At 45.0% G+C, this 24,141-nt stretch carries 19 protein-coding genes and 3 pseudogenes; 3 read left to right on the plus strand and 19 right to left on the minus strand.

Features of this window, described 5'->3' with window-relative positions; all coding sequences use genetic code 11:
• Positions 1–85: 85 nt before the first annotated feature.
• The 7 genes from H6F66_RS15105 to H6F66_RS15135 form a co-directional block, all read right to left on the minus strand.
• A complete protein-coding gene (locus H6F66_RS15105) occupies positions 86–1,582 on the minus strand; it encodes an HlyD family efflux transporter periplasmic adaptor subunit (RefSeq protein ID WP_190422670.1) in 1,497 nt (498 codons plus the stop codon).
• Between the two features lie 149 nt (positions 1,583–1,731).
• On the minus strand, positions 1,732–3,468 hold the full coding sequence (locus tag H6F66_RS28405; protein ID WP_242019199.1) for an ATP-binding protein: 1,737 nt from the start codon (positions 3,466–3,468) through the stop codon (positions 1,732–1,734).
• 168 nt (positions 3,469–3,636) lie between these two features.
• Positions 3,637–4,527: a PhnD/SsuA/transferrin family substrate-binding protein gene (locus H6F66_RS15115; RefSeq protein WP_190422674.1), complete on the minus strand. Its 891-nt coding sequence runs from the start codon at positions 4,525–4,527 to the stop codon at positions 3,637–3,639.
• Positions 4,528–4,953: 426 nt separating this feature from the next.
• A complete protein-coding gene (locus H6F66_RS15120; protein ID WP_190422676.1) occupies positions 4,954–5,829 on the minus strand; it encodes an SDR family oxidoreductase in 876 nt (291 codons plus the stop codon).
• Positions 5,830–5,895: 66 nt separating this feature from the next.
• Positions 5,896–6,771, minus strand: coding sequence for an exodeoxyribonuclease III (locus H6F66_RS15125; RefSeq protein ID WP_190422678.1), 876 nt, complete (start codon positions 6,769–6,771; stop codon positions 5,896–5,898).
• A 67-nt stretch (positions 6,772–6,838) separates the two neighbouring features.
• Positions 6,839–8,482: an acetolactate synthase large subunit gene (locus H6F66_RS15130; protein ID WP_190422680.1), complete on the minus strand. Its 1,644-nt coding sequence runs from the start codon at positions 8,480–8,482 to the stop codon at positions 6,839–6,841.
• 52 nt (positions 8,483–8,534) lie between these two features.
• Positions 8,535–9,902, minus strand: a complete 1,368-nt coding sequence (locus tag H6F66_RS15135) for an NAD-dependent succinate-semialdehyde dehydrogenase (RefSeq protein ID WP_190422681.1) — start codon at positions 9,900–9,902, stop codon at positions 8,535–8,537.
• A 469-nt stretch (positions 9,903–10,371) separates the two neighbouring features.
• Here H6F66_RS15135 and H6F66_RS15145 point away from each other — a divergent pair, with 469 nt between their 5' ends.
• A complete protein-coding gene (locus tag H6F66_RS15145) occupies positions 10,372–10,860 on the plus strand; it encodes a response regulator (RefSeq protein ID WP_190422683.1) in 489 nt (162 codons plus the stop codon).
• Here the strand turns inward: H6F66_RS15145 and H6F66_RS15150 are convergent.
• Entirely contained in the window at positions 10,802–11,251 is a 450-nt protein-coding gene (locus tag H6F66_RS15150) for a DUF2294 domain-containing protein (RefSeq protein ID WP_199295243.1), read from the minus strand. The genes H6F66_RS15145 and H6F66_RS15150 overlap by 59 nt on opposite strands.
• 778 nt (positions 11,252–12,029) lie before the next feature.
• Between H6F66_RS15150 and H6F66_RS15155 the strand changes: the two genes are divergently transcribed.
• On the plus strand, positions 12,030–12,464 hold the full coding sequence (locus H6F66_RS15155) for a response regulator (RefSeq protein ID WP_190422740.1): 435 nt from the start codon (positions 12,030–12,032) through the stop codon (positions 12,462–12,464).
• 90 nt (positions 12,465–12,554) lie between these two features.
• Here H6F66_RS15155 and H6F66_RS15160 read toward each other — a convergent pair whose 3' ends face one another.
• From H6F66_RS15160 to H6F66_RS15170, 3 genes and pseudogenes are all read right to left on the minus strand, one after another.
• The gene (locus tag H6F66_RS15160) at positions 12,555–12,926 is read right to left on the minus strand and encodes a DUF2294 domain-containing protein (RefSeq protein ID WP_190422685.1); all 372 of its coding nucleotides are present in this window, start codon (positions 12,924–12,926) and stop codon (positions 12,555–12,557) included.
• A gap of 137 nt (positions 12,927–13,063) precedes the next feature.
• Positions 13,064–14,122 (minus strand): zinc-dependent dehydrogenase, encoded by a 1,059-nt coding sequence (locus tag H6F66_RS15165; RefSeq protein ID WP_190422687.1) that lies wholly within the window; start codon positions 14,120–14,122, stop codon positions 13,064–13,066.
• Between the two features lie 146 nt (positions 14,123–14,268).
• Positions 14,269–14,463 (minus strand): annotated as a pseudogene (locus tag H6F66_RS15170) (IS1 family transposase); the annotation flags it as partial.
• A 181-nt stretch (positions 14,464–14,644) separates the two neighbouring features.
• On the opposite strand from H6F66_RS15170, the gene H6F66_RS15175 reads away from it, so the two are divergent.
• Positions 14,645–15,454 (plus strand): hypothetical protein, encoded by an 810-nt coding sequence (locus H6F66_RS15175; RefSeq protein WP_277873913.1) that lies wholly within the window; start codon positions 14,645–14,647, stop codon positions 15,452–15,454.
• Positions 15,455–15,472: 18 nt separating this feature from the next.
• On the opposite strand, the gene H6F66_RS15180 is transcribed toward H6F66_RS15175, so the two are convergent.
• The 8 genes and pseudogenes from H6F66_RS15180 to H6F66_RS28410 form a co-directional block, all read right to left on the minus strand.
• The gene (locus tag H6F66_RS15180) at positions 15,473–16,042 is read right to left on the minus strand and encodes a Uma2 family endonuclease (protein ID WP_190422691.1); all 570 of its coding nucleotides are present in this window, start codon (positions 16,040–16,042) and stop codon (positions 15,473–15,475) included.
• A 97-nt stretch (positions 16,043–16,139) separates the two neighbouring features.
• Positions 16,140–16,502 (minus strand): nitrite reductase small subunit NirD, encoded by a 363-nt coding sequence (gene nirD, locus H6F66_RS15185; protein ID WP_190422693.1) that lies wholly within the window; start codon positions 16,500–16,502, stop codon positions 16,140–16,142.
• 112 nt (positions 16,503–16,614) lie between these two features.
• A pseudogene (gene nirB / locus H6F66_RS29350) lies at positions 16,615–19,158 on the minus strand (nitrite reductase large subunit NirB).
• Between the two features lie 301 nt (positions 19,159–19,459).
• Positions 19,460–20,017 carry a pentapeptide repeat-containing protein gene (locus H6F66_RS15195; RefSeq protein WP_190422695.1) on the minus strand — a complete coding sequence of 186 codons (558 nt, stop codon included), beginning with the start codon at positions 20,015–20,017 and terminating at the stop codon, positions 19,460–19,462.
• A 273-nt stretch (positions 20,018–20,290) separates the two neighbouring features.
• The gene (hetR, locus tag H6F66_RS15200; protein WP_190422697.1) at positions 20,291–21,193 is read right to left on the minus strand and encodes a heterocyst differentiation master regulator HetR; all 903 of its coding nucleotides are present in this window, start codon (positions 21,191–21,193) and stop codon (positions 20,291–20,293) included.
• Positions 21,194–21,555: 362 nt separating this feature from the next.
• Positions 21,556–21,822, minus strand: coding sequence for a hypothetical protein (locus H6F66_RS15205; protein WP_190422699.1), 267 nt, complete (start codon positions 21,820–21,822; stop codon positions 21,556–21,558).
• A gap of 274 nt (positions 21,823–22,096) precedes the next feature.
• Positions 22,097–23,995 (minus strand): FAD-dependent oxidoreductase, encoded by a 1,899-nt coding sequence (locus H6F66_RS15210; RefSeq protein WP_190422701.1) that lies wholly within the window; start codon positions 23,993–23,995, stop codon positions 22,097–22,099.
• Between the two features lie 42 nt (positions 23,996–24,037).
• A pseudogene (locus H6F66_RS28410) lies at positions 24,038–24,141 on the minus strand (IS1 family transposase); the annotation flags it as partial.

Genomic DNA, 24,141 nt, shown 5'->3' on the forward strand with positions numbered 1-24,141 from the left:
GACAAAGAGGGGAGCAAGAGGAAATTTTGTTTTTCTTCGTTACTAGGCTCTTGCCTAGTAACGAAATAAAGGCAAATTAGTATAATTACCTTACCGAAAATGCTTCGGTAAATCGACGAGTGACTGGCTCCATTATGAAGGTGAGAATAGATTTTTTCCGAGTTACGATTTCTCCCGTTGCTGCCATCCCCGGAGTAAATTCTACTTTTTGACCACGCACCATAACTGTGTGTTTTTGCAGTTTAATTCTGGTGGGGAAAACTAAGCCTAACTCTTTATCAACAATTGCATTAGGACTAATTTGAACTACCTCACCATTAATCGTGCCAAATTCCTGAAAGGGGAAAGTTGCTAGTTTTACCTTTGCTTTCATATCCTTACGGATAAAGCCGATATCGCGGTTGAGAACTTTGACTTCTACCAAAAGTTCTTCCTCTGCTGGTAGTAGAGATAATAACTCTTCTCCTGGTTGCACTGGCCCTTTAGTTGCTTTGACGCTGTAAACTGTAGCTTCAAAGGGAGCGAGGATATTTTCTACTTCTCGCTGCTTTTTCGCCTGCTCCAGTTGACCTGCAACTGTTGTTAGTTCTTCACGTCGCCTGTTGAATTGAGTGAGGATTTCACTCTGGCGTTCTGACCCCAAACGTTCAGCTTGATTGCGAGCGCTTTGATAAGCTTGTTCGGCTTGGCGAATTTGTTGACCTTGAGCGTCGATATCTTTTTCTATTGAGCTTACTTTGTCTTCAGCTTCAGTTACTTTGTCTTCAGCGTTGGTAATCGCATCTTTTGTCCTAGTGACATCAGCTTGCGCTCTAATTACTCGGTCTTGTGCATCAATGTAATCGAGCCGAGGTACAGCACCCGGAGTTAACAGACTTTTAAAAGCCTCTTCTCGTTTTTGAGCGATCGCTAAGTTGGCTTCTGTTTTTGGAAGCAGGCTTTTGGCGTTGACTAGATTCGTTTCGGCATTAGCGAGGTTGGTTCTGGCGTTGATCAGGTTTTCTTGCAGACGGCTGAGGCGAACTTTGGCTTCATTCATTACCGCAATTTGCCGATTCGCTTCGGCTTGCGCCGCCGCTTTTTGCGATTCAAAGTCTTTTAAACGAGATGTTAAAAGCTGATCTTGCAGCGAATTTCCACCACTTCCGGCTCCTGATCGTTCCGCTTCCAGACGCTGCAAGTCTTCCTGAATTAACTCGGAAGATTTGGCTAGGCGGTCAACTTCGGCTTGCGGTAAGCCTGGATCTCGCTCCACCAAGACATCACCTTTTTTAACGCGATCGCCTTCTTTAACTTTGACAGATTTAATAATGCCACCACCAAGCGATCGCACTGGCCTTACTTGTGTCGATGCTATCAATTCACCGGGAGCCACAGCTACTTCATCCACTTCGCTAAAATGCGCCCAAGCAATCGAACCCAACACTAATAAGCTAATACTTCCTGCCAACAATCGCGTATACAGTGGCGGTAATTCTTGCACCGCCTTACCCAATTCGTAAGATAAAGAATCCTCTGGTGAGGCAAGTTGGCCTCTTGTTTGACGAGCTTGAGCTGGGGAAGACGTGAGGCGTGTTTGCATAATAATTTGATATTTTAGTTGTTAACTCAAGCCTTTTATCGTAAGCACTGAGTGTGTTACTTACTTTAATCTAGTGATACCTTCATTATTCCTATAGTTAGCATAGCATCCCGATTTTGTAAAAAGGGCAAATATAATTGCATATTCAGTTAGCCCTTATTTTGGATAGGCAGAGTGACTGCAAACTCCGTCCCCTGCCCAATCGCTGAAATCACATCTATCTTACCTCTATGCTTTTCAATAATTTGGTAGGAAATAGACAGCCCTAGTCCTGTGCCTTTACCTACTGGCTTTGTTGTGAAGAATGGATCGAACAGCTTATCTCTAATTTCTGGTGGAATCCCCATACCATTGTCTCTAATTCCTACCTGAATGTGAGAAAAATCTATTCTTTGCGTCTGAATTATAATTTGCTTGCTAGGTTGGGTAGACTCTTCTAATAGCGCATCGATTGCATTGCTAATAATGTTCATAAATACTTGATTGAGCTGTGCTGGATAGCATTCAATTAGGGGCAAGTCTCCATATTGATTTATTACTTCAATTTCGTGTTTTAGCCGATTATTTAATATCAATAATGTACTATTAATTCCTTCATGGATATCGACTGACTTCATCTCAGATTCATCAAGGCGAGAAAAGTTACGCAAAGACACCACAATTTGCCGAATCCGGTCAACTCCCATCCTCATTGAGGATAGTAGTTTTGGCAAATCTTCAGCAAGGAATTTTAACTCAATCATTTCAATTTTGTCTTGAATTTCAGGAGTTGGATCGGGGTAATGTTGCTGATAGAGTTCTACTAATTCAAGCAATTGCTGAGTGTAATCGTTAGCGTAACCCAGGTTGCCGTAAATGAAGTTGATCGGGTTGTTAATTTCGTGAGCCACCCCCGCTACCATCTGCCCCAAACTGGACATTTTTTCGGCTTGAATTAGATGTGTTTGGGTGCTTTTGAGGTATTGAAGTGCTTGTGTAAGTTCCTGAGTCCGTTCCTCTACTCGCTGCTCCAGCGTCTGACGAGCTAACTCTAGTTCATGGGTATACTCTCCGACCCATTGAACCAACTGATTGAGAGAAATTGCTAACGACCCCACTTCATCCTCCGTTTTAACAGTTGCTTGCAGCTCAAAATTTGCTTCCTGGGTGACTCGCTTGGCAACTTGAGTCAAACTTTCGATGGGACGAGCGATCGCACGACTGGTAATGAGCGCTAGAGCCACTGCCATTGCAACTGACAACAGCATACTTACAGCAATAATTTGCAGCCTTAATGTTTCTGCTTCTTCAACCCTTTGATTTGCTTGTGCCTGTTGAAATTCAGCACCTACTTTGAATTGGGATAAACTTTCTGAAAGGCGGTCAAACTTAACAGTGATATCAGTTGCTGATTTTCCTCTAATAAAAGTTAACAACCGCTGCTGTGCTGCTGGAATATATTCTGGTGTTAAGTTAGGGGGTTCGATTTGCTGCCACAGAGACTGCATCAGCCCAGCGTAAGCCTCTGTGTTGGTTTCATACCCCTGTAATAAATCCTTTAGATTTGTGGTGTCTCTGACTAAGTTACGAGGATGAGTTTCTATGAAAAATTTAAAATCAGAGATGAGTTTCTTAACCCGATTAACATCACCCAAAAATTTAGCCGTTTCATAGTCAAACCAGATTGACTCTCCAAGAATGATGACCAGCCGTTGAGGATGTGACTGTACCGCATTAACAGCATTTTCTAAATCACTTAGGAGATGTTGTTGCTTATTGGCAATCTTCATCTGTGTCTGAGCCTGTTTTTGGTAATAGTCTCCAGTGACTAGCCCAATAGTTGTTCCAAGAACTGCTATCCCAATAGCCAACGTATAGCCGTAACCAATTTTTTTGGCTATACTCAACCGTTGGATCTTGGCTCTTATCCAGTTTAAGGACAATTTTGAAATGTTCCTTTTGTTATGTAAATTTAGCTGGAGTGGCGAAAACATAGCCTTTTACATTTTCCTAAAAAATGTAATTAAAATGACATCGATATTTACGCTAGAATGATGATTCATCTAGTTAAGCATTTACTGAACAAAACTACCTTGCCCAACAATTTTGTATACCTGACGAAATTGGTTGTAATCAACATCATTGGCAGAAACTAGCTTCGAGCCTTTGAACTTTCCTTCTTCAACAGATGAAAGACTTTGGAGCAGTTTATCTTGATTTTTCATCATGCGATCGCCCATCTCTTTGACAAAGCTTGAATCCAGCTTGCTACTAACAACAAATAAATCGTTGGGAAAGAACGATCCTTTCACGATCACTGGCAACGCACTTTCAGATAAGCCTTCATCCTTCAGAAATTTCTCATACTTGACAGATGAACCTCCCCAAGCATCAACTTCACCCTTTTGTAAGGCGGGTAATCCCTTACTGCCTAACAGAAGAATTTCTAGGTCAGATTTAGGGTTTAGTCCACCATCAATTAGCAGTTTTGTCGGGCCAAGATGACCACTTGTTGAACCGACCTTCCACATGGCAATTTTTTTCCCTTTCAGCTGTGCTACCGATTTGATCTTGTTGTTAGCAGAAACACAGATGACTGGGTAATAGTTGGATCGCGTGATTCCAATGATGGGAACTGCATTCGTCCTGGCACTCATCACTACGTATTCGGAGGGGCCTGTGAAAACAAAGTCTACCTGATCTGACTGCAAAGCGGCAGCAGCAGCTATATAGCTTTCAAAAGGAACAAACTCAATTTTCTTTTCCAATACCTCCTCTAACGCAGTACGCAGTCCTCCATAATCGCGCTGCAACTGTTGGAGTCCCTGAGTATCTGTCACTGTAAATCGGAGTGTATCAGGGACGTTTGCATCTAAATTGGAATATATACTATTGGAATTACTTGTTGCCGATGCACAGCCTGCAATTAGTAACAGGAAGTACGAAAGGAAGTTGCGTCGTTTCATCTTTTTGTGCAACTATTGAAACAGTTTATCTATCTAGCAGTATAACAATATGAATTTATCTTATCTTCTTCTTAACAAGAGGTTATCTTAAGTTTAAGAGTTAAAAAAATAACTCAAAGTATTTTTACTTACACGAGTATAGAAATCCTATTTGAGTTGTGATCTAGCCCTTCAGCTTCTTGACTTCTTTAAGGAGTCGGAAAGCTCGCCTTCATGAATTATTTAGGAATGCTATATACTATAAACTTTTGGATTGCCAAATAATTTTTCAAATTGTAAAACTATTAACGATGCAGGTGAATGGCTTTAGCATGATGTTGATACCAAGCTGTTATTGACAGCTAATGATGGGGTAAATAAAACTGAGCTATGGGTATTATTGTTAGCTGATAACGGGGAAGAAGCGATCGCTTCTTCCCTAAATTCTCAAACCCCCAAGTAACGCCGTAAGAAACTCTCCAACGATTCCATCTTCATCCCAAAAATTGTCTCTAAATTCTCAACCTCTTGGGGCGTGCAGAAAAATTCATTGTCTAGCAACGTGCGAAAGGTGCCAAGAGCTTTAGACGCTTTCGGATTCACCAGTCCCAAAGCACTCCGGAACCCATCCAACACAAACAGCGGTGGGTTGATGATAATCGGCTCTGTGTTGAAGATGCGACCAAATATCCGAGGGATATCCTGACGCTGGAGGACATCTGGCCCGCCTACGGATAAAATTTGATTTTTGGCACCTTCAACGCTTACAGAGCCTACAGCAATCTGTGCCAAGTCGTCGGTACTCACGATAGAAGTCCGACTTTGGCGATCGCCAATAAGTAAATAAATCCCAGTTTCCCGAAATTGTTCTGCTAAAGGTAGGAGATTTGAGGCAAAACCAGACGGGCGCAGAATGGTGTAGTTTAAACCACTTGCTATTAGATACTTTTCGACTTCCCGTTTTGCCTTAAACGATGGTGCATCTTCATATCCCCTATCTACTCCCAGTACCGAAATAAAGACAAAGTGCTGGACACCCGCTTCTTTTGCCCGATCGATCAGTTCAATATTAGCTCGGTAGCCTAATGCTTGAGCATTGCCCTCACCTCCGTGAGCGCTGATAATATACTGAACGCCCCGACAAGCTTTTTCGATATCCTTGTCTTGCTGCAAGTCACCGATAAATATTTCTGCTCCTCGGTGTTCGAGTTCGCTGTAGCGAGACGTGAGGCGGACAAATGCCCGCACTGGCATTTGTCGTTCTCGAAGCGATCGCACGATCCGCCGTCCGAGTCCTCCTGTGGCTCCAGTTACTAAAAACATGATGTTAATTTCCTTTTTTTATGTTGTATTTTCCTCGTTCCCAGCCAGTAGCTGGGAACGAGAAATCTAAAATTCCACAATCACTGGGGTATGATCGCTGGGTTGAGGTAACTGACGCGGGGTGACATCAATGGTGCAGCTTTTTGAGCGTTCGTAAAGGTCTGGTGTCAGGTAGTGATGGTCAATTCGCCAACCCCAGTTCCGTCGAAATGCCCCCGCACGATAGTCCCACCAGCTGTAATGTCCTGTCTCTATTGTGAATTTCCTAAAGGCATCTGCCAAACCTAATTCTAAAATAGAGCTTAAGGCTTGACGCTCTGCCTCGGATGCCATGATCCGACCTTTATAACTCGCTGGATCGTGTATATCTCGGTCTTCTGGGGCAATATTGAAATCACCGCACATACATAGGGATGTTAAATCTTGAAATCCCCCCAATTTATCGGGGGGATCGGATTTTGGATGAGGGGATTCTCCAATTTGGGCAGGTGTCTCGCTTCCGCTACAAATAAGGTGCAGGTACTCGCGCAGGGTTTTTAGCCAAAGAAGTTTGTATTCGTATTTTTCGCTACCTACGGCGGAACCATTGGGGACGTAAAGATTGAGGATGCGGACACCATCGACAACGCCAGTAATTACCCGTTTTTGTTCGTCTAATTCGCTGTAGGGACACGGCATCGTATCCCTACACAAAACAGGCGCAAAGCCTGCGCTGACATCCTCAAGGGGTTTTCGGCTGAGAATGGCAACGCCGTTGTAGGATTTTTGTCCAGAAACGTAGACGTAGTAGCCTAGTGACTCTAAGGGCGATCGCGGAAAGTCTTTATCTACTACTTTGGTTTCTTGCAAGCAGAGGACATCGACAGGATTATCCTGCAACCACTGCACCACATGATCCAGGCGAGTGCGTACTGAGTTGACATTCCAAGTTGCAACTTTCATTGGTTGTTTGCTAATAGCTAATTGCTAATTGTAAATTGGCTTTCTTCCATTAGCTATTAGCAAAGAACTATTCCCAAATTTTGCAGCTCAAATCGCCAGCTTTTTGCGTCAGACGGAAGTTTTCCCGGTAGTCTACGGGACAATCGATGACTGAAGGAACTTCCTGTTCTAAGGCAGTTTTTAAGGTGGGAATTAGGTCGGATGCAGATTCAACTCGGTAGCCTTTTAGTCCCATACTTTCGGCAAATTTGACAAAATCTGGATTGCTAAAGTGAACAAAAGAAGACTCGCCAAAATGATTGTGTTGTTTCCACTCAATCAATCCGTAACCACCATCATTAAATATTAAGGTGACAAAGGCAGTTCCGACACGCAGGGCGGTTTCTAATTCCTGGCAATTCATCATAAAACCGCCGTCGCCAGTGACGGCTACAATTTTCCGATCTGGATAAACTAATTTGGCGGCTAAGGCACCTGGAATCGCGATACCCATCGCAGCAAAGCCATTAGAAATGATACAGGTATTCGGGCGATCGCAATGGTAGTGACGCGCCATCCACATTTTGTGCGCCCCTACATCGGAAATTACAATATCCTCTGGCCCCATCACTTGCCGCAAGTCATAAATTATTTTCTGCGGCTTGATTGGATACCCATCATCCGTTGCATACTGTTCGTAATCTGCCCGAATATCTGCTCGTAATTGTAGGGAATAAGGGGTGGCTTTGCCTTTTCGATCGGCACGTTCCATAATTTCCCGAAGCGAGTCGGAAATATCCCCCACAACTTCCACCAATGGGATATAACTGCTATCAATTTCTGCCGGTGTAACTCCTATATGGACGATCGGGATTTCACCTAGAGGATTCCACTTTTTCGGGGAATATTCTATCAAATCGTAGCCGACCGCAATCACCAAATCTGTCTTATCAAAAGCACAACTGATGTGATCTCGCTGTTGCAATCCCACACTCCACAAGGCTAAAGGATGGGTATAGGGAATTACACCTTTGCCCATGAAGGTATTCGCCACGGGAATATTTAGGCGAGTCGCAAATTCCGTTAAGGCTTCACTAGCATCGGCACGAATCGCGCCATTCCCAACCATAATCAAGGGATTTTGAGCTTGAGAAATTACCTCAGATGCCTTTTCAAGACTGTGGAAAGAGGCAAAAGTTTTCTCCAGCCCATCCTTGTGAAGGGGACTGCCGACAGCTGTCATTTCAGCAATATTTTCCGGCAAATCAATGTGAACTGCCCCTGGCTTTTCGCTTTGAGCAATTTTAAACGCCTTGCGAACAAGTTCCGGTGTAATGCTAGGACGAACTATCTGCTTATTCCATTTAGTAACTGGCTCAAACATTGCCACCAAATCCAGATATTGATGGGATTCGATGTGCATTCTGTCTGTGCCAACTTGTCCGGTAATTGCCACTAGAGGCGCACCATCCAGATTAGCATCTGCAACACCAGTCATCAGGTTAGTAGCCCCTGGACCTAATGTTGAAAGACACACACCAGCTTTTCCTGTGAGTCGTCCATAGAGATCTGCCATGAAAGCAGCACCCTGCTCGTGACGTGTAGTAATAAACTTAATGGAAGACGTTTTTAAAGCTTCCAAAACGTCCAAATTCTCCTCACCAGGAAGTCCGAAAATATATTCGACTCCCTCATTTTCTAAACAACGTACTAACAGTTCAGCTGTATTCATTTTTTCTGTCCCTCTCTGTGGCGCTTCAGCGCCTATGTGGTTCGTTTTCACTTCATCTCACCCACACGGTTTTGATATTCACAAATTCATGAATTCCTTGGATACCTAATTCCCTCCCATATCCGGAACGCTTAATTCCACCAAAGGGCAGACGCGGATCGGATTTCACCATGCCGTTAATAAATACAGCACCAGCTTCTATTTCATTAATCAAGCGATCGCGTTCTGCTTCCACATTAGTCCAAGCACTAGCACCCAGTCCAAAAGGTGTGGCATTTGCTAACTTTATTGCAGCATCAATATCCTTCACCCGGAATAGTAACGCCACAGGGCCAAAAAATTCTTCAGCTTCGGCGGGGCTACCTGCTGGAATATCGGTCAAAATCGTGGGAAGATAAAAGTTACCTTTACGGTCAGATAGTGGCTTTCCACCAGTGAGGAGTTTTGCGCCCACATTGACGCTTTCTTGAACTTGCCAATCCAAGTCCTTAAGAATTGATGGGGTTGCTAGCGGCCCTAAGTCGGTGTCTTTATCCATAGGATCGCCGATTTTCATTGCTTCAAACTTCTCGACTAGACGCTTTTCAAAAGAGTCCGCGATCGCATCCACCACTATAAAACGTTTCGCCGCAATACAAGATTGACCGTTATTCAGCAGCCTGGCAGTTACAGCAGTAGACACCGCTGCATCTAAATCTGCACTTTCTAAAACAATAAACGGGTCGCTTCCTCCGAGTTCCAAAACAACCTTCTTAATTTGTTTCCCCGCAGCAGCAGCCAGACTCATCCCCGCTGGTTCGCTTCCGGTCAAAGTCGCTGCTTTCACCCGATCGTCTGCTATAATACTAGCGACTTTATCCGCTCCTACCAGTAAAGTCTGAAACGCTCCATCCGGAAATCCGGCTTTCTGGAAAATCTCTTCAATTGCCAAAGCACACTGTGGCACGTTGGAAGAGTGTTTAAGTAAGCCGACATTACCCGCCATCAGCGCTGGTGCAGCAAAGCGGAACACTTGCCAAAAGGGAAAATTCCAAGGCATCACGGCGAGGATAACACCGAGGGGCTGGTAGCGGACGAAGCTTTGACTGGCGTCAGTTTGGGCGGGTACATCCGCCAGAAACTCAGCGGCGCGTTCGGCATAGTAGCGACAGACGAGGGCGCATTTTTCCACTTCTGCGATCGCTGACTTGAGAGTTTTGCCCATTTCCAGGGTCATCATCTCGCCAAAGCGGACGCGATCGCCCTCCAAAATGTCAGCAGCTTTCATCAGCCATTGCGATCTCTCTGGCATTGGCGTATTACGATACTGCACAAAGCAAGAATCTGCTAGTGCCAGCTTAGTTTCAGTCCCCGCATCCGTCAGCGCCTCAAAGGTTTGTAGCGTTTCCCCAGTTGCTGGGTTAATCGTGGCAATACCCATTCGATCCTCCCTCCTATTTCAAATTCCATCGGGAGAGCCGTTTATAATAAATCCAGTAAATAAGGAAAAAGGAAAAATGCTCTCACGCAAAAAAAAGAATTCTTGAGTTTTTCCTTTCTACTCCCTTGCTCCCCAATCTCTACAAGTCTGCGTTATAGCTTCTCCCGAAGATTTCTATTCTAAGTTGTTGTTGTAGAGAGGGTTTGAGACTATTAAGCACGGATACAATAGTTGTACTTCCTTAACAAAGTATTTATATTTTGTAATTTTTCAGGTAACATAGCACTAAGGTTATAATTCATCTACTAGCGTGGAGTGTCCATCAATTCAGCCTAGCAACGACACTCGCCCTACTAGGTTATTAGGCACGAGCCAATCCTGGATAAGCGCCGGAATGCCGCCGAAGGAATGCCTCGTCCACACTCTTGGTGAAAATTACTGGCAGTAGAGGATTTACCAGGAATAGAGGATGGATGATTTGGAACTTTTCCACCGTAGCGGTCATGATTTTATGAGCAGCAACGAGCAGTTATCTGCTGTCAAAGCACCCGTAATTTTGGCGGTTGATGATGATGAAGATAACTTGCTGCTACTAACTTACGTCTTAGAGCCTCTAAATTGCACGGTCATCACCGCGGTTGATGCTCATACTGCTTTTGAAAAGGTAGAAATCGAACATCCGGATTTGATTTTACTGGATGTGATGTTGCCTGACTTAGATGGACTCCAAATTGTCCATCAACTCAGGCAAGATTCTAAGACTAGGGGGATTCCCGTCGTCGCTGTAACGGCTTTGGCAAGAGAAGAAGATAGAAACCGCATCCTCACAGCCGGGTGTAATGACTACATCAGCAAGCCTTACTTAATTGAGGATTTAGAAGCAATCATTCACCGGAACCTTACCCGGAATCGGTCTGTTGTTGCTCCTGCGGAAGTGCCGATGGATTGCGCGTCATAGGCACAGCAGCTAAAACGACAATGCTACTGGTACGACTTGTTTCTAGGCTAGAGTGGAGCATTAGATCGATTACAGGTATATCTACCACTTCCTCAATCAGATTCTGAAGTTGTTGGTGAATTGCTTTATCTAAATTAAACCGCATTCGCTCAACCAAGTTTCCTTTGCCACTATCAGCCAGAAATTGTTCTGGTTGAGTAACGGAATTGTCTATGACTATGGCAATTTTGTCACCGAGAATTTGGCAAGTAACTTTACTTGGGTGATGTCCTAGATGAGTGTGCCAGAAATCGTCAACCCGCTGTGAGAGCGTTTGTTCTAATTGAGCGCAAGTTGGTTTTAATTTCTCCTGCATAGCGATCGCTTTGAGGAAGAATAAATTTTTATACATTCTTAATTTGACTGTAACAGCGATAAAGATTCAAAAAATTACTCAAAAGATAGATATAAAAATACTAAAACTTGCATATTTAGCACCTAGACAAAGTAAAGGACTCAAGAGGAGGGGATTCATAAGCCCGATACCCGTTGCTCCGAACTGGGGAAGAAAAGAATTCTTTTTTTGCGTGAGTTTCCTTTATATGATTGCCTTTTTCCCAATCCCTTCGATGGATGACTTTTAAAACTCAGTGTCTCGGTGTCATACATCACATCCTTTTGAGTAATATTGAGTGAATTTAGCAATAGTTGCTATTTATCTCCCAAATATGCAATTTTTTGTCTATTTTTCTGTAAAATCAGGGTGCAAGCCAAACTGCCACTAGCTTGTTATGTTCTCCTTAATTGCATGGGCCATCAACCTAGTGGGGCAAATACGAGCCAGTCCAGTAAAAGTGCCTAAAAAAGCCACTTGGGGAATGCCTCGTTATAGGATTAATCTGAATACGGTTCACTTAAGGTTTCATCCAATACTGGTCGATTCCTCTAATCCCCCTGGAAAACTCCCGAAAGAAAGAGTGTAGCGATCGCCTTCCCCCAGATACTTCAAGCAAGACAGAGGGAAACTGCTGTTAGCACCTTTTTGCAATCCGTCGTTGAAAGCAGCGGCGGGAAGAATGGCGAGAATTTTTATTCCTGGGGGTCGGGGATTTTCAAGTAAGACTAAGTGAACTGTATTGAGAGCAACTTCTGCGATCGCCCGCTTTTAGAGAGGATAGCCTCGCGCAGTGATGACTTCCCCGGAACAAAGCATAAATTCGGATGCTAACAGCAACACTCAACAAGAAATTGTCAAACAGCCGATGATTTTGGTTGTAGAAGACAATGAAGACAACTTATTGCTGCTTTCCGAAGTGCTACTGGCTATCGATTGCTCGTTCATCACCACCACCAACGGTAACGCAGCTATACTTTTAGCACAAACTTACCAGCCAAAACTAATTTTGTTGGATATTTTATTGCCCGATATGAACGGTGAAGAAGTTGTCTACAATCTTAAGCAGAATCCCCAAACTATGACAATCCCAATTGTTGCTGTCACCGCTTTGGCAAGACCAGAAGATAGAAAGAACCTTTTATTCGCAGGCTGTAGTGACTATATTAGCAAGCCTTATCTAATTGACGATCTAGAAACTATTATTTTCCGCTATCTGGGGCAATTTTAAATATTAAATTTGTTCGTCAATTTAATATCTCATTCCCAGTTCTCGCACGCATCTTGTCTGGGTTATAATTACTATTCTCTGGTTTTTTTATCATGAATTGCGAACTTGAGGAGCGCTAGACAAGACCACAATAGTACCAGTACGACCTGTTTCTATTTTGGCATCGCTGAGTAAGTCGATCACAGATACACCCAGCACTTCCTCAATTAGGGATTTAAGTTGTGGCTGTAGAGCCTTTTCTAAATCTGAGCGTACTTGCTCAGCTAACTCCTCTTGACCATTCTGAGCCAAAAGTTGCTCCGGCTGGGTGATGGAATTCTCTAGAATGATGGCAAGTTTTTCATCAAAAATCTGGCAACTAACTTGACTCGGCTGATGCCCAAGCTGAGTGCGGTATAAAGATTGAATCCTCTGCGAAAGGGTTCTTTCTAGTTGCCCGCGTGTAGGAGAGGATGAGTCCATATAGCACAATTTAAAAGCCAAATATCATAAAAAAATCTATCATCAGATAGATGATAAATACTAACTGTAGCAGTATGTAAAGTCTAAAAAATACTCCGAAGGAGAGATTTTTAGACAAAAAGCTGTTGTTAAAATTGCTACTCTGCGGTCTGGGGATAGAGCAAAATTTTGTAGGTTTCAGGGGTAGGAGCGATCGCTTGTTCTACAGCTGCTGACAAATCTTCTAGAGGATAGCGATCGCTAATTAGTGCATCCACATCAATTCGCCCATTGAAGACAATATCTGCCGCCAAAGCTTGTACCCGATAGGATGAACTATAACTGCCCATTAAATCAATTTCCCGACGATACAAAATATTAGGATTAATCGGAATTTCTACCTCATCGGGAAACTCGGCAAAAAATAGAATTTTGCCACCTTTTCTGGTACAATCTAAAGCCTGGAAAAAAGCTTTGTCACTTGGAACTGCTAAGAGAGTTGTATCAACTCCCAAACCGCCAGTGAGGGCTTGAATTTTGCTAACAAAATCTGGGTCGCGGGGATCGAACGCAGCTTCAGCACCAACACTCAAAGCTTTCTCGATGCGCGAAGGTAGGAGATCGGTAGCGATCGCTCTAGCTCCAAAATACTTCACCAGCATAATAAACATCAGCCCAATTGGCCCTGCGCCCGTCACCAGAACCGTTTGACCAGGAGCCACAGCCGCTTTCTTCACCGCCTTCAGACAGCAGTTGGTAGGCTCGACAAAACTCGCCTGCTCAAAACTAACCCGATCTGGAATCGGAATCAATCCGCCATTGCGGACAATGTGACCGGGAACCTTGACAAAATCTGCAAAACCGCCACCGCTGGGAGTAAAACCAGCCGTAGTAGTGATATTTTTGTAAACATCGCACATTGAGAAGTTGTCATTCAGGCAGTAGCCGCAGTGCATACAGGGAATGTGGTGCATCACCACAACTCTTTGCCCCACTTGCCACCCAGTCACCTCACTCCCAACTTTGGCAATAGTTCCAGCCGTTTCGTGACCAAAGATGCGCGGCGGTTGGTACAGGGGATAGCGAATTTTTTTGATATCCGACTGACAAAGCCCAACTACCCGAACTTGTACCAAAACTTCATCCCCTGCAAGATCCGGGACTGGTACTTCTTCGTAACTCAGTTGATTAACGCCTCTGAATACCTGTGCTTTCATGCTGATTTCTCACTGCTAACGTTACTAGATTTAACATTAGCAGTGAGCGTTTAGCTATCAAGTTTCATATTCGTGTCTTCAGAAAGTCATCTGGTGATTGTGCTTTTAACCCAATAGGTAAATTTTGTGCTTTAAAGGGTAGTGCGTCAAATGATAGTGGGATAAGTGATTAGCTCATCCCAAGACCAAGGTTCTAGTGTTAATCCGGCTCGTTGGGCTGCTGTTGTTTTAAGCCGACTGTGTTGCCAAATCCAGTTGAAGTAACTCACCACTAATCGACTAGTCACCTTCGTCTGTTCCCAGACCTTACCAAACTTATTCTGTTTGCGATGCCATCGACCTGGTCTACAGCAAGTCTGCAACCAATTAATCATTAACGTCCTTCCCTGGACTCATGCTGAGTTCGAGCAACTGAAAGGTCGTATCTACCGCCAAGGACAATGCCAAAACAAGGGAACAATGGTGATTCCGCTAACTTACGCCATCGTAAATGAGCAGCGGTGGTCTTGGTGCGACTCGAAGATGCAGCGACTGCGGTTTAAAAAGTCCATCGCCGATGCTGCTGTTGACGGTGTAGTTCCAGAGGGATACTTGCGATCGCCTGCCCAAGCCTATCAAGATGTAATAGCTTGGCTAGAACGCCTCGAAGCTGGCGAAGTCGAAGTTATCACCCGTCCGAAGATCGTAATTCCGATTCCCGATAACGACCCAGTAGACGTGCAGCGACGACTGCGGCGTTACGGCGACTTTTCCGCCATGAACCGCCACTGGAACCAAACCCGCAGCGAAACTACTCACCAACGCCTACAGGAGAATCCAGAGGAGTGGGCGAAATATCATACTTTATATACTGAGTCAAGAAAAAATTGGACGGTCATCCCTTATGAAGAAATGATTCGCTGGTACCAACAACGTAGCGGCTACACTATCGGTGATTTCGGTTGTGGTGAGGCGAAGCTGGCTGAGGCGGTGTCCGATAGACATACAGTTTACAGCTTTGACCATATTGCTGTGAATAAGGACGTTATCGCCTGCGACATGGCTCACGTTCGCCTTGACGATGAAAGGCTTGATGTAGCGGCTTTCTGCCTGTCACTCATGGGAGCGAACTTCACCGATTACCTGCGAGAAGCGAACCGCACTCTTAAACTGGATGGTCATTTACACGTTATCGAAGCAACTTCAAGATTTAGCGATCGCGCTCAATTCCAAACTGACCTAGAGGTTTTAGGATTCGTTGTTGTTAGCATTCAGGATGTATGGAAATTTACCCATATCCATGCCTTAAAGACTGAACGTAAACCCCAAGATGGAGTAGAACTCAAATTTTAAAGCGATCGCTTCCCCTTCCTATACAAAAAACCGAGACACAGGACAGGTAAAACCTGGTAACAGAGGAGAATTAATTTCATCATTAGTTAACAGCGTTGTAACCAATCTCAGCGTCGCATTTTCGCGGCGGTAGACTTCAACTTGTTGCAAACGCCAATCAGCGATCCAATACTCCTGCACTCCCCGCGAGGCGTAGAGTTTGAGTTTAGCTTCTCTATCTCGGCGTTCATTCTCTGCACCAGGCGATAACACTTCCACCACTAATTCTGGTGCGCCTGTCAGATGTCCCGCCTCGTTTAACAAAACGGCTAATCGTTCATTGCTAGCCCAAACTACATCTGGTATTACGTTGTCTGACTCGCTGAATAGCACACCCGGAGTGATGCTGGCTTGCCCTAAACCACTAGACACAGACCAATCATCAAGTTCTCCAAAAATTCTGCCACAGGCGCGTTGATGCTTCCAGTGGGGCGCTCTGGTCATGAATAGCTCTCCATCAATAATCTCATAGCGCGTGCCTTCGTTGTCAGGTAAGAGGTTTATATCTGTAGTAGTCCAACGCACTCCATCAGTTACCTTAGACTGCATAGGAGAACTCCTTTTCATTAGTTGTATATATAGTATGGCTATTAAAAAACCCGGTTTCTTTATTGAAACCGGGTTCTTTGATGAAATGTAGCAGTAGTTACTTGCTAACGGCTACTTGCACTTTATCTTCAACTACTCTGACTGGAAAAGTAGGAATGCTTACGGTTTCGTCATCGAAGCATTGTCCTGTGAGCAAGTTAAAATTTTGCTTGTAAATTGGGGATGCAACTTTGGGGATGCCATTGCGATCGCCTACAATTCCCCGCGATAAAACAAAGGTTTTGCTAAAGGGATCGTAATTACCTAGGGCAAACACATCAGCCTCATATCCTACCCGAAAAATCGCCACCTGTTTACCTTCAACTAAAGCACACACTCCAGTATTAGGCGCGATCGCTGTCAGGGGACAAATATCAACCCACTGCGTAATAGTCTCACGAATCGGTAATGCTTGAACCATTGTATCTTCCTGCTAACTAATCTTTGCAACTCTTATCCTGTGGGGTGAGTAATTCCCACTCTACTAACTTCTTGCCCCCTCTTTGCTTGTGGGGAGAGGGTTGGAGGTGGGGTTACTCTGAAATCCCAACTAAGGTTTTCTCGTGTTCATAAGCTGGGCGTTTTTGTCCCCGTTCTTCTACATGAACCAGACTCGGATCTGGTTCTTCGGAATTCACGAAGTGACGGAAACGCTGCACCTTTTCCGGATCTTCAATCGTGGCTTTCCACTCACATTGATAGGTATTGACAAGGTGCTGCATTTCCTCTTCCAACTCAGCACAAATGCCAAGAGAATCTTCAATAACTACCTGTTTCAGGTATTCGATTCCACCTTCAAGTTTGTTGAACCAAGTTGCCGTGCGCTCAAGTCGATTTGCAGTGCGAATATAGAACATCAGGAACCGATCTATATATTTGATCAACGTTTCCTTGTCGATGTCTGATGCTAACAGTACCGCGTGTTGCGGCTTCATTCCACCATTGCCACACACATACAAATTCCAACCATTTTCTGTAGCGATGATGCCAAAATCCTTGCTTTGAGCTTCCGCACATTCGCGGGTGCAACCTGATACTGCGGATTTTAATTTGTGAGGCGATCGCAAGCCTCGATAACGCAGTTCTACCTCAATTGCCAAACTCGTAGAATCCTGCACACCAAAGCGGCACCAGGTGCTACCGACGCAAGATTTTACCGTGCGGAGTGCCTTACCGTAAGCGTGTCCCGATTCAAATCCGGCATCTATCAAGCGTTTCCAAATGTGGGGCAATTGATCTACAAGCGCACCTAATAAATCAATGCGCTGTCCGCCAGTAATTTTGGTATAAAGACCAAAATCTTTGGCAACTTCTCCTAATACAATCAGCTTATCTGGCGTTAGTTCACCACCGGGAACTCGTGGGATTACCGAATAAGTTCCATCCTTCTGAATGTTTGCCAGGTAATAATCATTGGTATCCTGCAACCCAAGGTGAGGCATCTCCAAAATATACTCGTTCCAAGTGGAAGCGAGAATAGAAGCTACAGCAGGCTTACAAATTTCGCAACCCTTACCTTGCCCATGTTTTTGAATTAAATCTTCAAAAGCCAGGATTTTTTGAGAACGCACTAAATGATAGATTTATTGACGGGAATAGGCGAAGTGTTCGCAGAGATTATTTTTAACCTCTATCCCCGCCTTCTTCATTTCAGCTTTGAGGATATCCGTCACCAGCGGCACGCAGCCGCCGCAACCTGTGCCTGCTTTGGTACATTTCTTGACGCTGGCAATATCGGTGAAATTGTTTTCTTGAATCGCGGTACAAATTTGCTCTTTGCTGACATTATTGCAGGAGCAAATTTGAGCAGTATCTGGTAAACTTTCTACACCCATGCCTACTGTAGCAGGCTGACCTTCGCGGGGTGGCATGAGTAAATCTTCTGGATGAGGCGGGAGCGCGATCGCATTCTGCACAAATTGCAACAGCGTACCGTAAGCGGAAGCATCTCCTACTAGAATTCCGCCTAAAAGACGGCTACCATCCTGATTTAAAACCAGCTTTTTGTAAACACCTTGAACTGTATCGCTGATGGCGATTTCTTTAGCGCCGGGAGATTTTGCAAAGGCATCCCCGAAACTGGCAACATCCACTCCTAGAAGTTTGAGTTTGGTGGACATATCCGCGCCAGCAAAGCTGCTCGTTGCTGTGTTGGACAAGATAGCCGCCGCTACTCCTGCCATTGTATAACCGGGAGCGACTAAGCCGTAGATGCGATTTTGATAGAGGGCGCATTCTCCGATAGCATAAATATTTGGATCAGATGTTTGACATTGTTCGTTAATAACAATACCGCCGCGATCGCCTACTTCTATTCCACAACTTCTAGCGATTTCATCGCGGGGGCGGATTCCAGCCGAAAACACAATCATGTCTGTTTCCAACTCGGAACCATCAGCAAAAGTCATTTTAGCGACTTTGCCATTTTTACTAACAATTTCCGTAGTTGATTTACTGGTATGAATCCTCACCCCAAGTTCTTCTATTTTGTTGCGAAGAATATTGCCGCCAGCATCATCAACTTGCACTGGCATCAGTCGGGGAGCAAACTCAACAACATGGGTTGTCAAACCCATACTTTTAAGAGCGTTAGCGCATTCTAAACCTAATAAACCGCCGCCAACAACAACCCCTACCTTACTATTTTTAGCATGGGCTAACATCGCCTCAAGGTCTTCAATTGTCCGATAAACAAAAGTGCCTTTGGCATCATTTCCTTTAATGGGCGGTACAAAAGGATAGGAACCTGTTGCTAGAATAATTTTGTCGTAAGCAACAGTTAAACCGTTAGCAGATGTGACTGTTTTTTCTTCTCGATTGATGGCAACTGCTTTATCACCGATATGAATTTGAACACCGTTTTCTTGATATAGCCCAGGTTCAACCAGAGATAAATCTGCCGCAGTTTTTCCTGAGAAGAATCCACTGAGGTTAACACGATCGTAAGCAACGCGAGGTTCTTCGCAGAAGGTAATCAAATTCCAGTGCTGAGTTGCTCCTTTGGCAATCATCAGCTCTAAGAACTTGTGTCCTACCATGCCATTGCCAATAACGATTAGATTCTTTTTGGCTGTCATTAGTTTTTACAATGCCTATCTCTCAGTCATCCTAATAAGCTTTCAGCATTGTTCCGTATCTTTAGTTACCAAATAGTGGTTACTTATGCAAGGGGTGAATGATCCCCATTTTGTTTTTGCATTATGTAGGAAAAGGTTATAAAAATGTGCAGTGCATCAAAGCAGTAATACTGATTTCATAACTCTCTGTATAAAAACTGTAGGGGCAATTTATAAATCGCCCCTACTACAGGAAATTCATAGAAAATTTTAAGAAGTCTAGCCAAGAATTAAATGTAGCAGCACACCAGATTTGCATCACCTAATCATGAACTCTGCCATCTGGTAGGGTGGTCTTGAAAAGGTTGACCCTGTGAAAGCTTACGCCGTAGATAATCGCCCGATGGAGGTTTGCAGCGCGCAGGTTCGCCCAAATCAGGTCGGCTTTGTGCAGGTTTGCTCCTTCCAGGTTCGCATCTTCGAGGTTTGCCCAAGAGAGATCCGCCCAGGAAAGGTCAGCTCCCCGAAGATCCGCCCCACGGAGATCGACGCGGCTGAGGTCGGCTCTGCGGAGGTTAGCTTGGCTGAGGTTTGCCCAAGATAGATCCGCTCTTTTAAAGTCTACTCGGCTGAGGTCGGCTCGGCTGAGGTCGGCTCGGCTGAGGTCGGCACCACTGAGATCGGCTCGGTTTAAGTCTACCCCCCGCAACTCTACTTTGCTGAGGTCTGAGAGTTTCTCCGGGCTATGTTTCCTTAGCTCATTCCAAATTGATACTCCTTGTCTGAGCAGTGTTAGATGTTCTTGGCTGGCTAAATACCTTACACCTACCGGAGCGTTCTCATTCTGTGGCGATGGGTTTATGGAAAATACGGGTGACATTTTATTCTTATTCCTACGTAATTCTAGGTTAATTCTTCCCAGATTAACCTCTAAAATTTCATCTGTGTAGTTTTTTTTACTCTCTTTTATTCTTCTAGAAAGGCAGCCAAGATGCCTGTACTACGCCTAGAAACGTTAAAAGGGGGAGGCTAGAGCCTTCCCCTTTTGAAGAAATGATGGTGAGGCGAAAGCGCCGCCTACGCGCCGCTTTCGCTAACATAGCTGGGATTCCCACGCTGTGGATGGGGAACGAGAAAACGAGATATTCCGGATTCAAGAATCTTCTTTTGGCCCGAAAACCATTTGTAGAATAGTTGGCTGACCGTCGGGACGGTGATATTTATCTGCCCAATCTCGAACAATTACGTCGAGTTCTTGTATGGCTTCCTGAATCTGATCTGGCGGGATATCGAGTTCCTCAAGTATCCGCATTACATTTGGCTGGCGTTCTGCCCAATCTTTCATTAGTCGGAAGTACCGGGCGGTATCTTCAACCATGATGTAGGTGCGTTCTTCGTCTTCGGCGGGTGAATAGGAGGCGCGGGTCAGGGCGTAGAAGGGCAATCCCCAAGGACAATCAATTCGGGTCACTGTACCGGAATAGATTAAGCGGCGCTTGATGTGTTCTGCGAAAGCTTCGCTCAATTCCAAGCGTCGGTCTTCTGGCAAATCTTCTTGCGATCGCTTGTGCAGAAATTCAATCAGTTCGAGGAACTGAAAGGCGTTGATTAGCTGGGCATCTGGCAGGTTAGCGGGCAGTTTTTCCTCAAGGTAGCGCTTTTCGTCAGCGTTCAGGCTGGTGCTATAAATGCGCGATCGCCCTGGTTGCCACGGATACTGTTCTATCCACACATAGGGAAACTGTATTAAATAGCGAGGCTCTTGGGAACCCAGCATTTTCAACAGCTTCCCTTCCGTTAAGGCAAGCCTGACTTCCTCAACAATGACCTTGACCCGCTTTGGCTCAATGTGGTGCAGGTGTCCCGTCATGCGGATATTTTGCCCCTGCTCCAAATAAGTCATGTATATGGCACATTTTGCCGCCGTGGCAGCAGCATCCAAAAAAGCCCCGTGCCTGTGTCCGCCAGTTCTCATGGCACTGAAGGCTAAATAAAACATGATCTGATCCATAGCACCGGGGCTGAGGCGTTTGATCAGATCGAGGTCGTTGATCATATGAGGGGTGGTTACATCGCAAAAGTATAAAACTTGTATTTCTTGGTGAATAGTTTATCTTTCACCTTCGCAGTGAGTTCCAGTGGCTCGCGCTCGTCCGCTGAACTCAAGGCACCCCGATAGTATCAAGATAATAATCTCTAATTATAGAAAAGAAAGACCTCATAGACAGCAATGGTTGCAAGAATAAATGGCTATACCTCCAATGTGGCGTGTCAAACAGTGTTTCTTGGTACACTAGCATACAGGCTTTTTGAAGTTGTTTGCTGTCTGTCGATAGTTTTTTACCCACGAGGCCCACTGGGAGCGAGCAATTAAGGACTTACGCCGTCATTGGCAGACGCCGACATTTAAACAGATGCTTAATGCTCATCCAGAGTCAAGATTAGTCTACTGTGGAAATGCGTCACTCTTGAGATTGTTTCCGGCTTCAAGGCGGGCGATCGCAATATAATTAATTTAATCGCTATGGGCGATCGCGCTCCTTGACTCCCTGTTGTTAAGTTTGAACCGATACTGATAAAATCAATCAAAGCATTTACCCGTATCTCGGCGAGAGGTTCCCCTGGGGGGAGATTGGCAATCTTGCTTGGCTTGAGCGATTTTAACTGATGTTTGTTGATCTCCAAACGAAGATCCGAGTATTTTTGTTAAGCTAGACCACATCCCCACAGAATTAATTGCCACAGAGATTGATAACAAGCTCAACAACATGATAGACGTGTAAGGGCGCATAGCAGATGTCCGTGTCAGGGTTATACTCCCTGATACGGAGTTCCTATTTATGCACCCGGATGAACTTCTGTAAAGAAGCTTAATTGTTGCTAACCTGTTTCAGATTTAACTTGCATAAAGTCACTCGGCTGATGTCTTGCCAAGACGCTGTTTAACTATGTGTGACTTTTAACTTTTGACTTGCTGTGGAAGCTGATTGTGCAAAATCTTTTCTACAACTAACCAGTTACCTGATAGGTTGAGATGTCCCCAAAAGCAGAGTGTCTGTTGGTCTTTGCAGGTTTGTAGTGCCTGGTCTACCTCTGGGCTAAGAGCGATCGCATTCCAAGTTTGCTCGTCCGCAACAGTTATGATGTAATCCTGTTCGGCGCGGCGCTGGAAGATGCCAGTGAAGAAGGACTGGGGACTGGGGACTGGGGAGGGACTAGGTAAGACTTTTTCCTCTTCCCCAATCCCCAATTCCCAATCCTTGGTAAAGGGGCAATTACCATTCTTAGGGTAAGCTTCTGGGTTATCCAAGTAGTAACGTTGCCAGTGCAGCCAGTCGGGGCGGTCGGGTGGCATATTAAATAGAGGGATAATCGCCGATGCAGCTTGTTTGTCTTGCAACAATGCTTCTTGTAGCACTCTGACTGGCAAATCTCTTGGCTGACAACCCCGCTGCACGCAAAGCGCCGCCGCCATACCAGCTGCTTGACCGATATTCATCACGATTGGCTGTAACCGCGTGGCACCATTGGCAATATGGGACACGGAAATATTTTTTTCACAGACGAGAAAACCATCGACTGAGGCGGGAATTAGGCAACTGTAGGGAATTGTGAACGGTGTCCCAGTCCAACGTCCGCCCCAACGGAGGGATTTTGGTTTGACCAAGAAATTAGTGTTGGGATAATGGTGATCGTTGGGGTAGTTACCGAGGGCGATCGCCTGAACTTCTCCAGCAGCATTCACTCTCAAGGGTGCAACTTGCCCAACCACAGGTAAAATATACTGCTCCCGCACCGTAGCGAGTCCCACTAGGCGGCGACTTTCTCGGTAGTAAGGATGCAAAGCATAAGCACCAGTTCGATTCTGGATTTTGTCTCCTTCCTTTTTTAGGCGGGAGCGATTTTGGATTGTGCTGTTGTTTGTTGAGGATTCGGGGAATATATTCTCTGCTAAGCCGAAACGTCGCCCCAACTGGGTTTGAATAAAGTGGACAAAGCTTTGAGTATGCCACAGACTTTCTTGGAGAAATTCGTGCCGCGCCGCTTCTGATTCCACCAAACGCCCCACGCCTTCACCATAATCATTGCCGCATACGGGCCAGTTGATCATCAAAAGACCCCCAGGCAAACGTCCATAATTGAGAAAATTCTCCCAACCGTAGTTATCCCAAGCGCCCACGAATGGATTTTCAAATCCCTCCTTTTTAAGAGAGGTAGGGGGAATTGGATTTTCGATTTTTGGAGATGCACCCTCCCCAAAATCTTGCATAATTGCTACCCAAGTGGGAGCTTGGACTGGATATTTTTCAGTAAGGTGATTGGGTGACTTTGGCGCACTGAGTTCGCCAAACTCTGATTGCATTTCCCATCCCCAACGATACGGGATTTCTGCTAGAGGCAGTAAATCTCCTAGTTCAGTTGCATCTAGAGTTATTTGGGCATGGACGGTAAAATCGGCAAATCGGACACCGAGAATGCGATCGCTACTTCGCAAAACTTCTATAGGCACCCTTTCCGAAATCCAGTGCAGATTTGGCAATTCCTGCACCCAAGAAGCAAAAATCTTGGCACCTACACGCGGATCGAAGCTAAACATACTCACCCAGCTATTGTGTAAACCTCCCGGTTGTCGTTGCTGCAATGAGCGCAAAAACTCGCCCCAAAGCCCCGTCTGAAACGCTGCTAATTCGTTGCCATCGGGGGCAGAAACGCCCGCTGAGGTTAGCATTCCGCCCAGCCAGGTAAATTCGCTTACTAAGACAGTTTTGGCACCACAACGGGCAGCTTGTACGGCTGCTGCTGTTCCTCCGGTACCGCCTCCCACCACCAAAACATCAGCTGTAAATGTTTGTACCATTTCTGAATTTTTCTACACGCCAAAAGATAATTTGGTAGTGCGTCAAATGATAGTGGGATAAGTGATTAGCTCATCCCAAGACCAAGGTTCTAGTGTTAATCCGGCTCGTTGGGCTGCTGTTGTTTTAAGCCGACTGTGTTGCCAAA

Origin of the sequence: Trichocoleus sp. FACHB-6 (genome assembly GCF_014695815.1) — a bacterium.
Classification (GTDB): domain Bacteria; phylum Cyanobacteriota; class Cyanobacteriia; order Cyanobacteriales; family FACHB-T130; genus Funiculus; species Funiculus sociatus.

Coding starts and splice junctions, on each gene's coding strand:
- H6F66_RS15105 (WP_190422670.1), bottom strand. CDS start 1,582: ATGCAAACACGCCTCACGTCTTCCCCAGCTCAAGCTCGTCAAACAAGA.
- H6F66_RS15115 (WP_190422674.1), bottom strand. CDS start 4,527: ATGAAACGACGCAACTTCCTTTCGTACTTCCTGTTACTAATTGCAGGC.
- H6F66_RS15120 (WP_190422676.1), bottom strand. CDS start 5,829: ATGTTTTTAGTAACTGGAGCCACAGGAGGACTCGGACGGCGGATCGTG.
- H6F66_RS15125 (WP_190422678.1), bottom strand. CDS start 6,771: ATGAAAGTTGCAACTTGGAATGTCAACTCAGTACGCACTCGCCTGGAT.
- H6F66_RS15130 (WP_190422680.1), bottom strand. CDS start 8,482: ATGAATACAGCTGAACTGTTAGTACGTTGTTTAGAAAATGAGGGAGTC.
- H6F66_RS15135 (WP_190422681.1), bottom strand. CDS start 9,902: ATGGGTATTGCCACGATTAACCCAGCAACTGGGGAAACGCTACAAACC.
- H6F66_RS15145 (WP_190422683.1), top strand. CDS start 10,372: ATGGATGATTTGGAACTTTTCCACCGTAGCGGTCATGATTTTATGAGC.
- H6F66_RS15150 (WP_199295243.1), bottom strand. CDS start 11,251: ATGTATAAAAATTTATTCTTCCTCAAAGCGATCGCTATGCAGGAGAAA.
- H6F66_RS15155 (WP_190422740.1), top strand. CDS start 12,030: ATGACTTCCCCGGAACAAAGCATAAATTCGGATGCTAACAGCAACACT.
- H6F66_RS15160 (WP_190422685.1), bottom strand. CDS start 12,926: ATGGACTCATCCTCTCCTACACGCGGGCAACTAGAAAGAACCCTTTCG.
- H6F66_RS15165 (WP_190422687.1), bottom strand. CDS start 14,122: ATGAAAGCACAGGTATTCAGAGGCGTTAATCAACTGAGTTACGAAGAA.
- H6F66_RS15175 (WP_277873913.1), top strand. CDS start 14,645: ATGCAGCGACTGCGGTTTAAAAAGTCCATCGCCGATGCTGCTGTTGAC.
- H6F66_RS15180 (WP_190422691.1), bottom strand. CDS start 16,042: ATGCAGTCTAAGGTAACTGATGGAGTGCGTTGGACTACTACAGATATA.
- nirD (WP_190422693.1), bottom strand. CDS start 16,502: ATGGTTCAAGCATTACCGATTCGTGAGACTATTACGCAGTGGGTTGAT.
- H6F66_RS15195 (WP_190422695.1), bottom strand. CDS start 20,017: ATGTCACCCGTATTTTCCATAAACCCATCGCCACAGAATGAGAACGCT.
- hetR (WP_190422697.1), bottom strand. CDS start 21,193: ATGATCAACGACCTCGATCTGATCAAACGCCTCAGCCCCGGTGCTATG.
- H6F66_RS15210 (WP_190422701.1), bottom strand. CDS start 23,995: ATGGTACAAACATTTACAGCTGATGTTTTGGTGGTGGGAGGCGGTACC.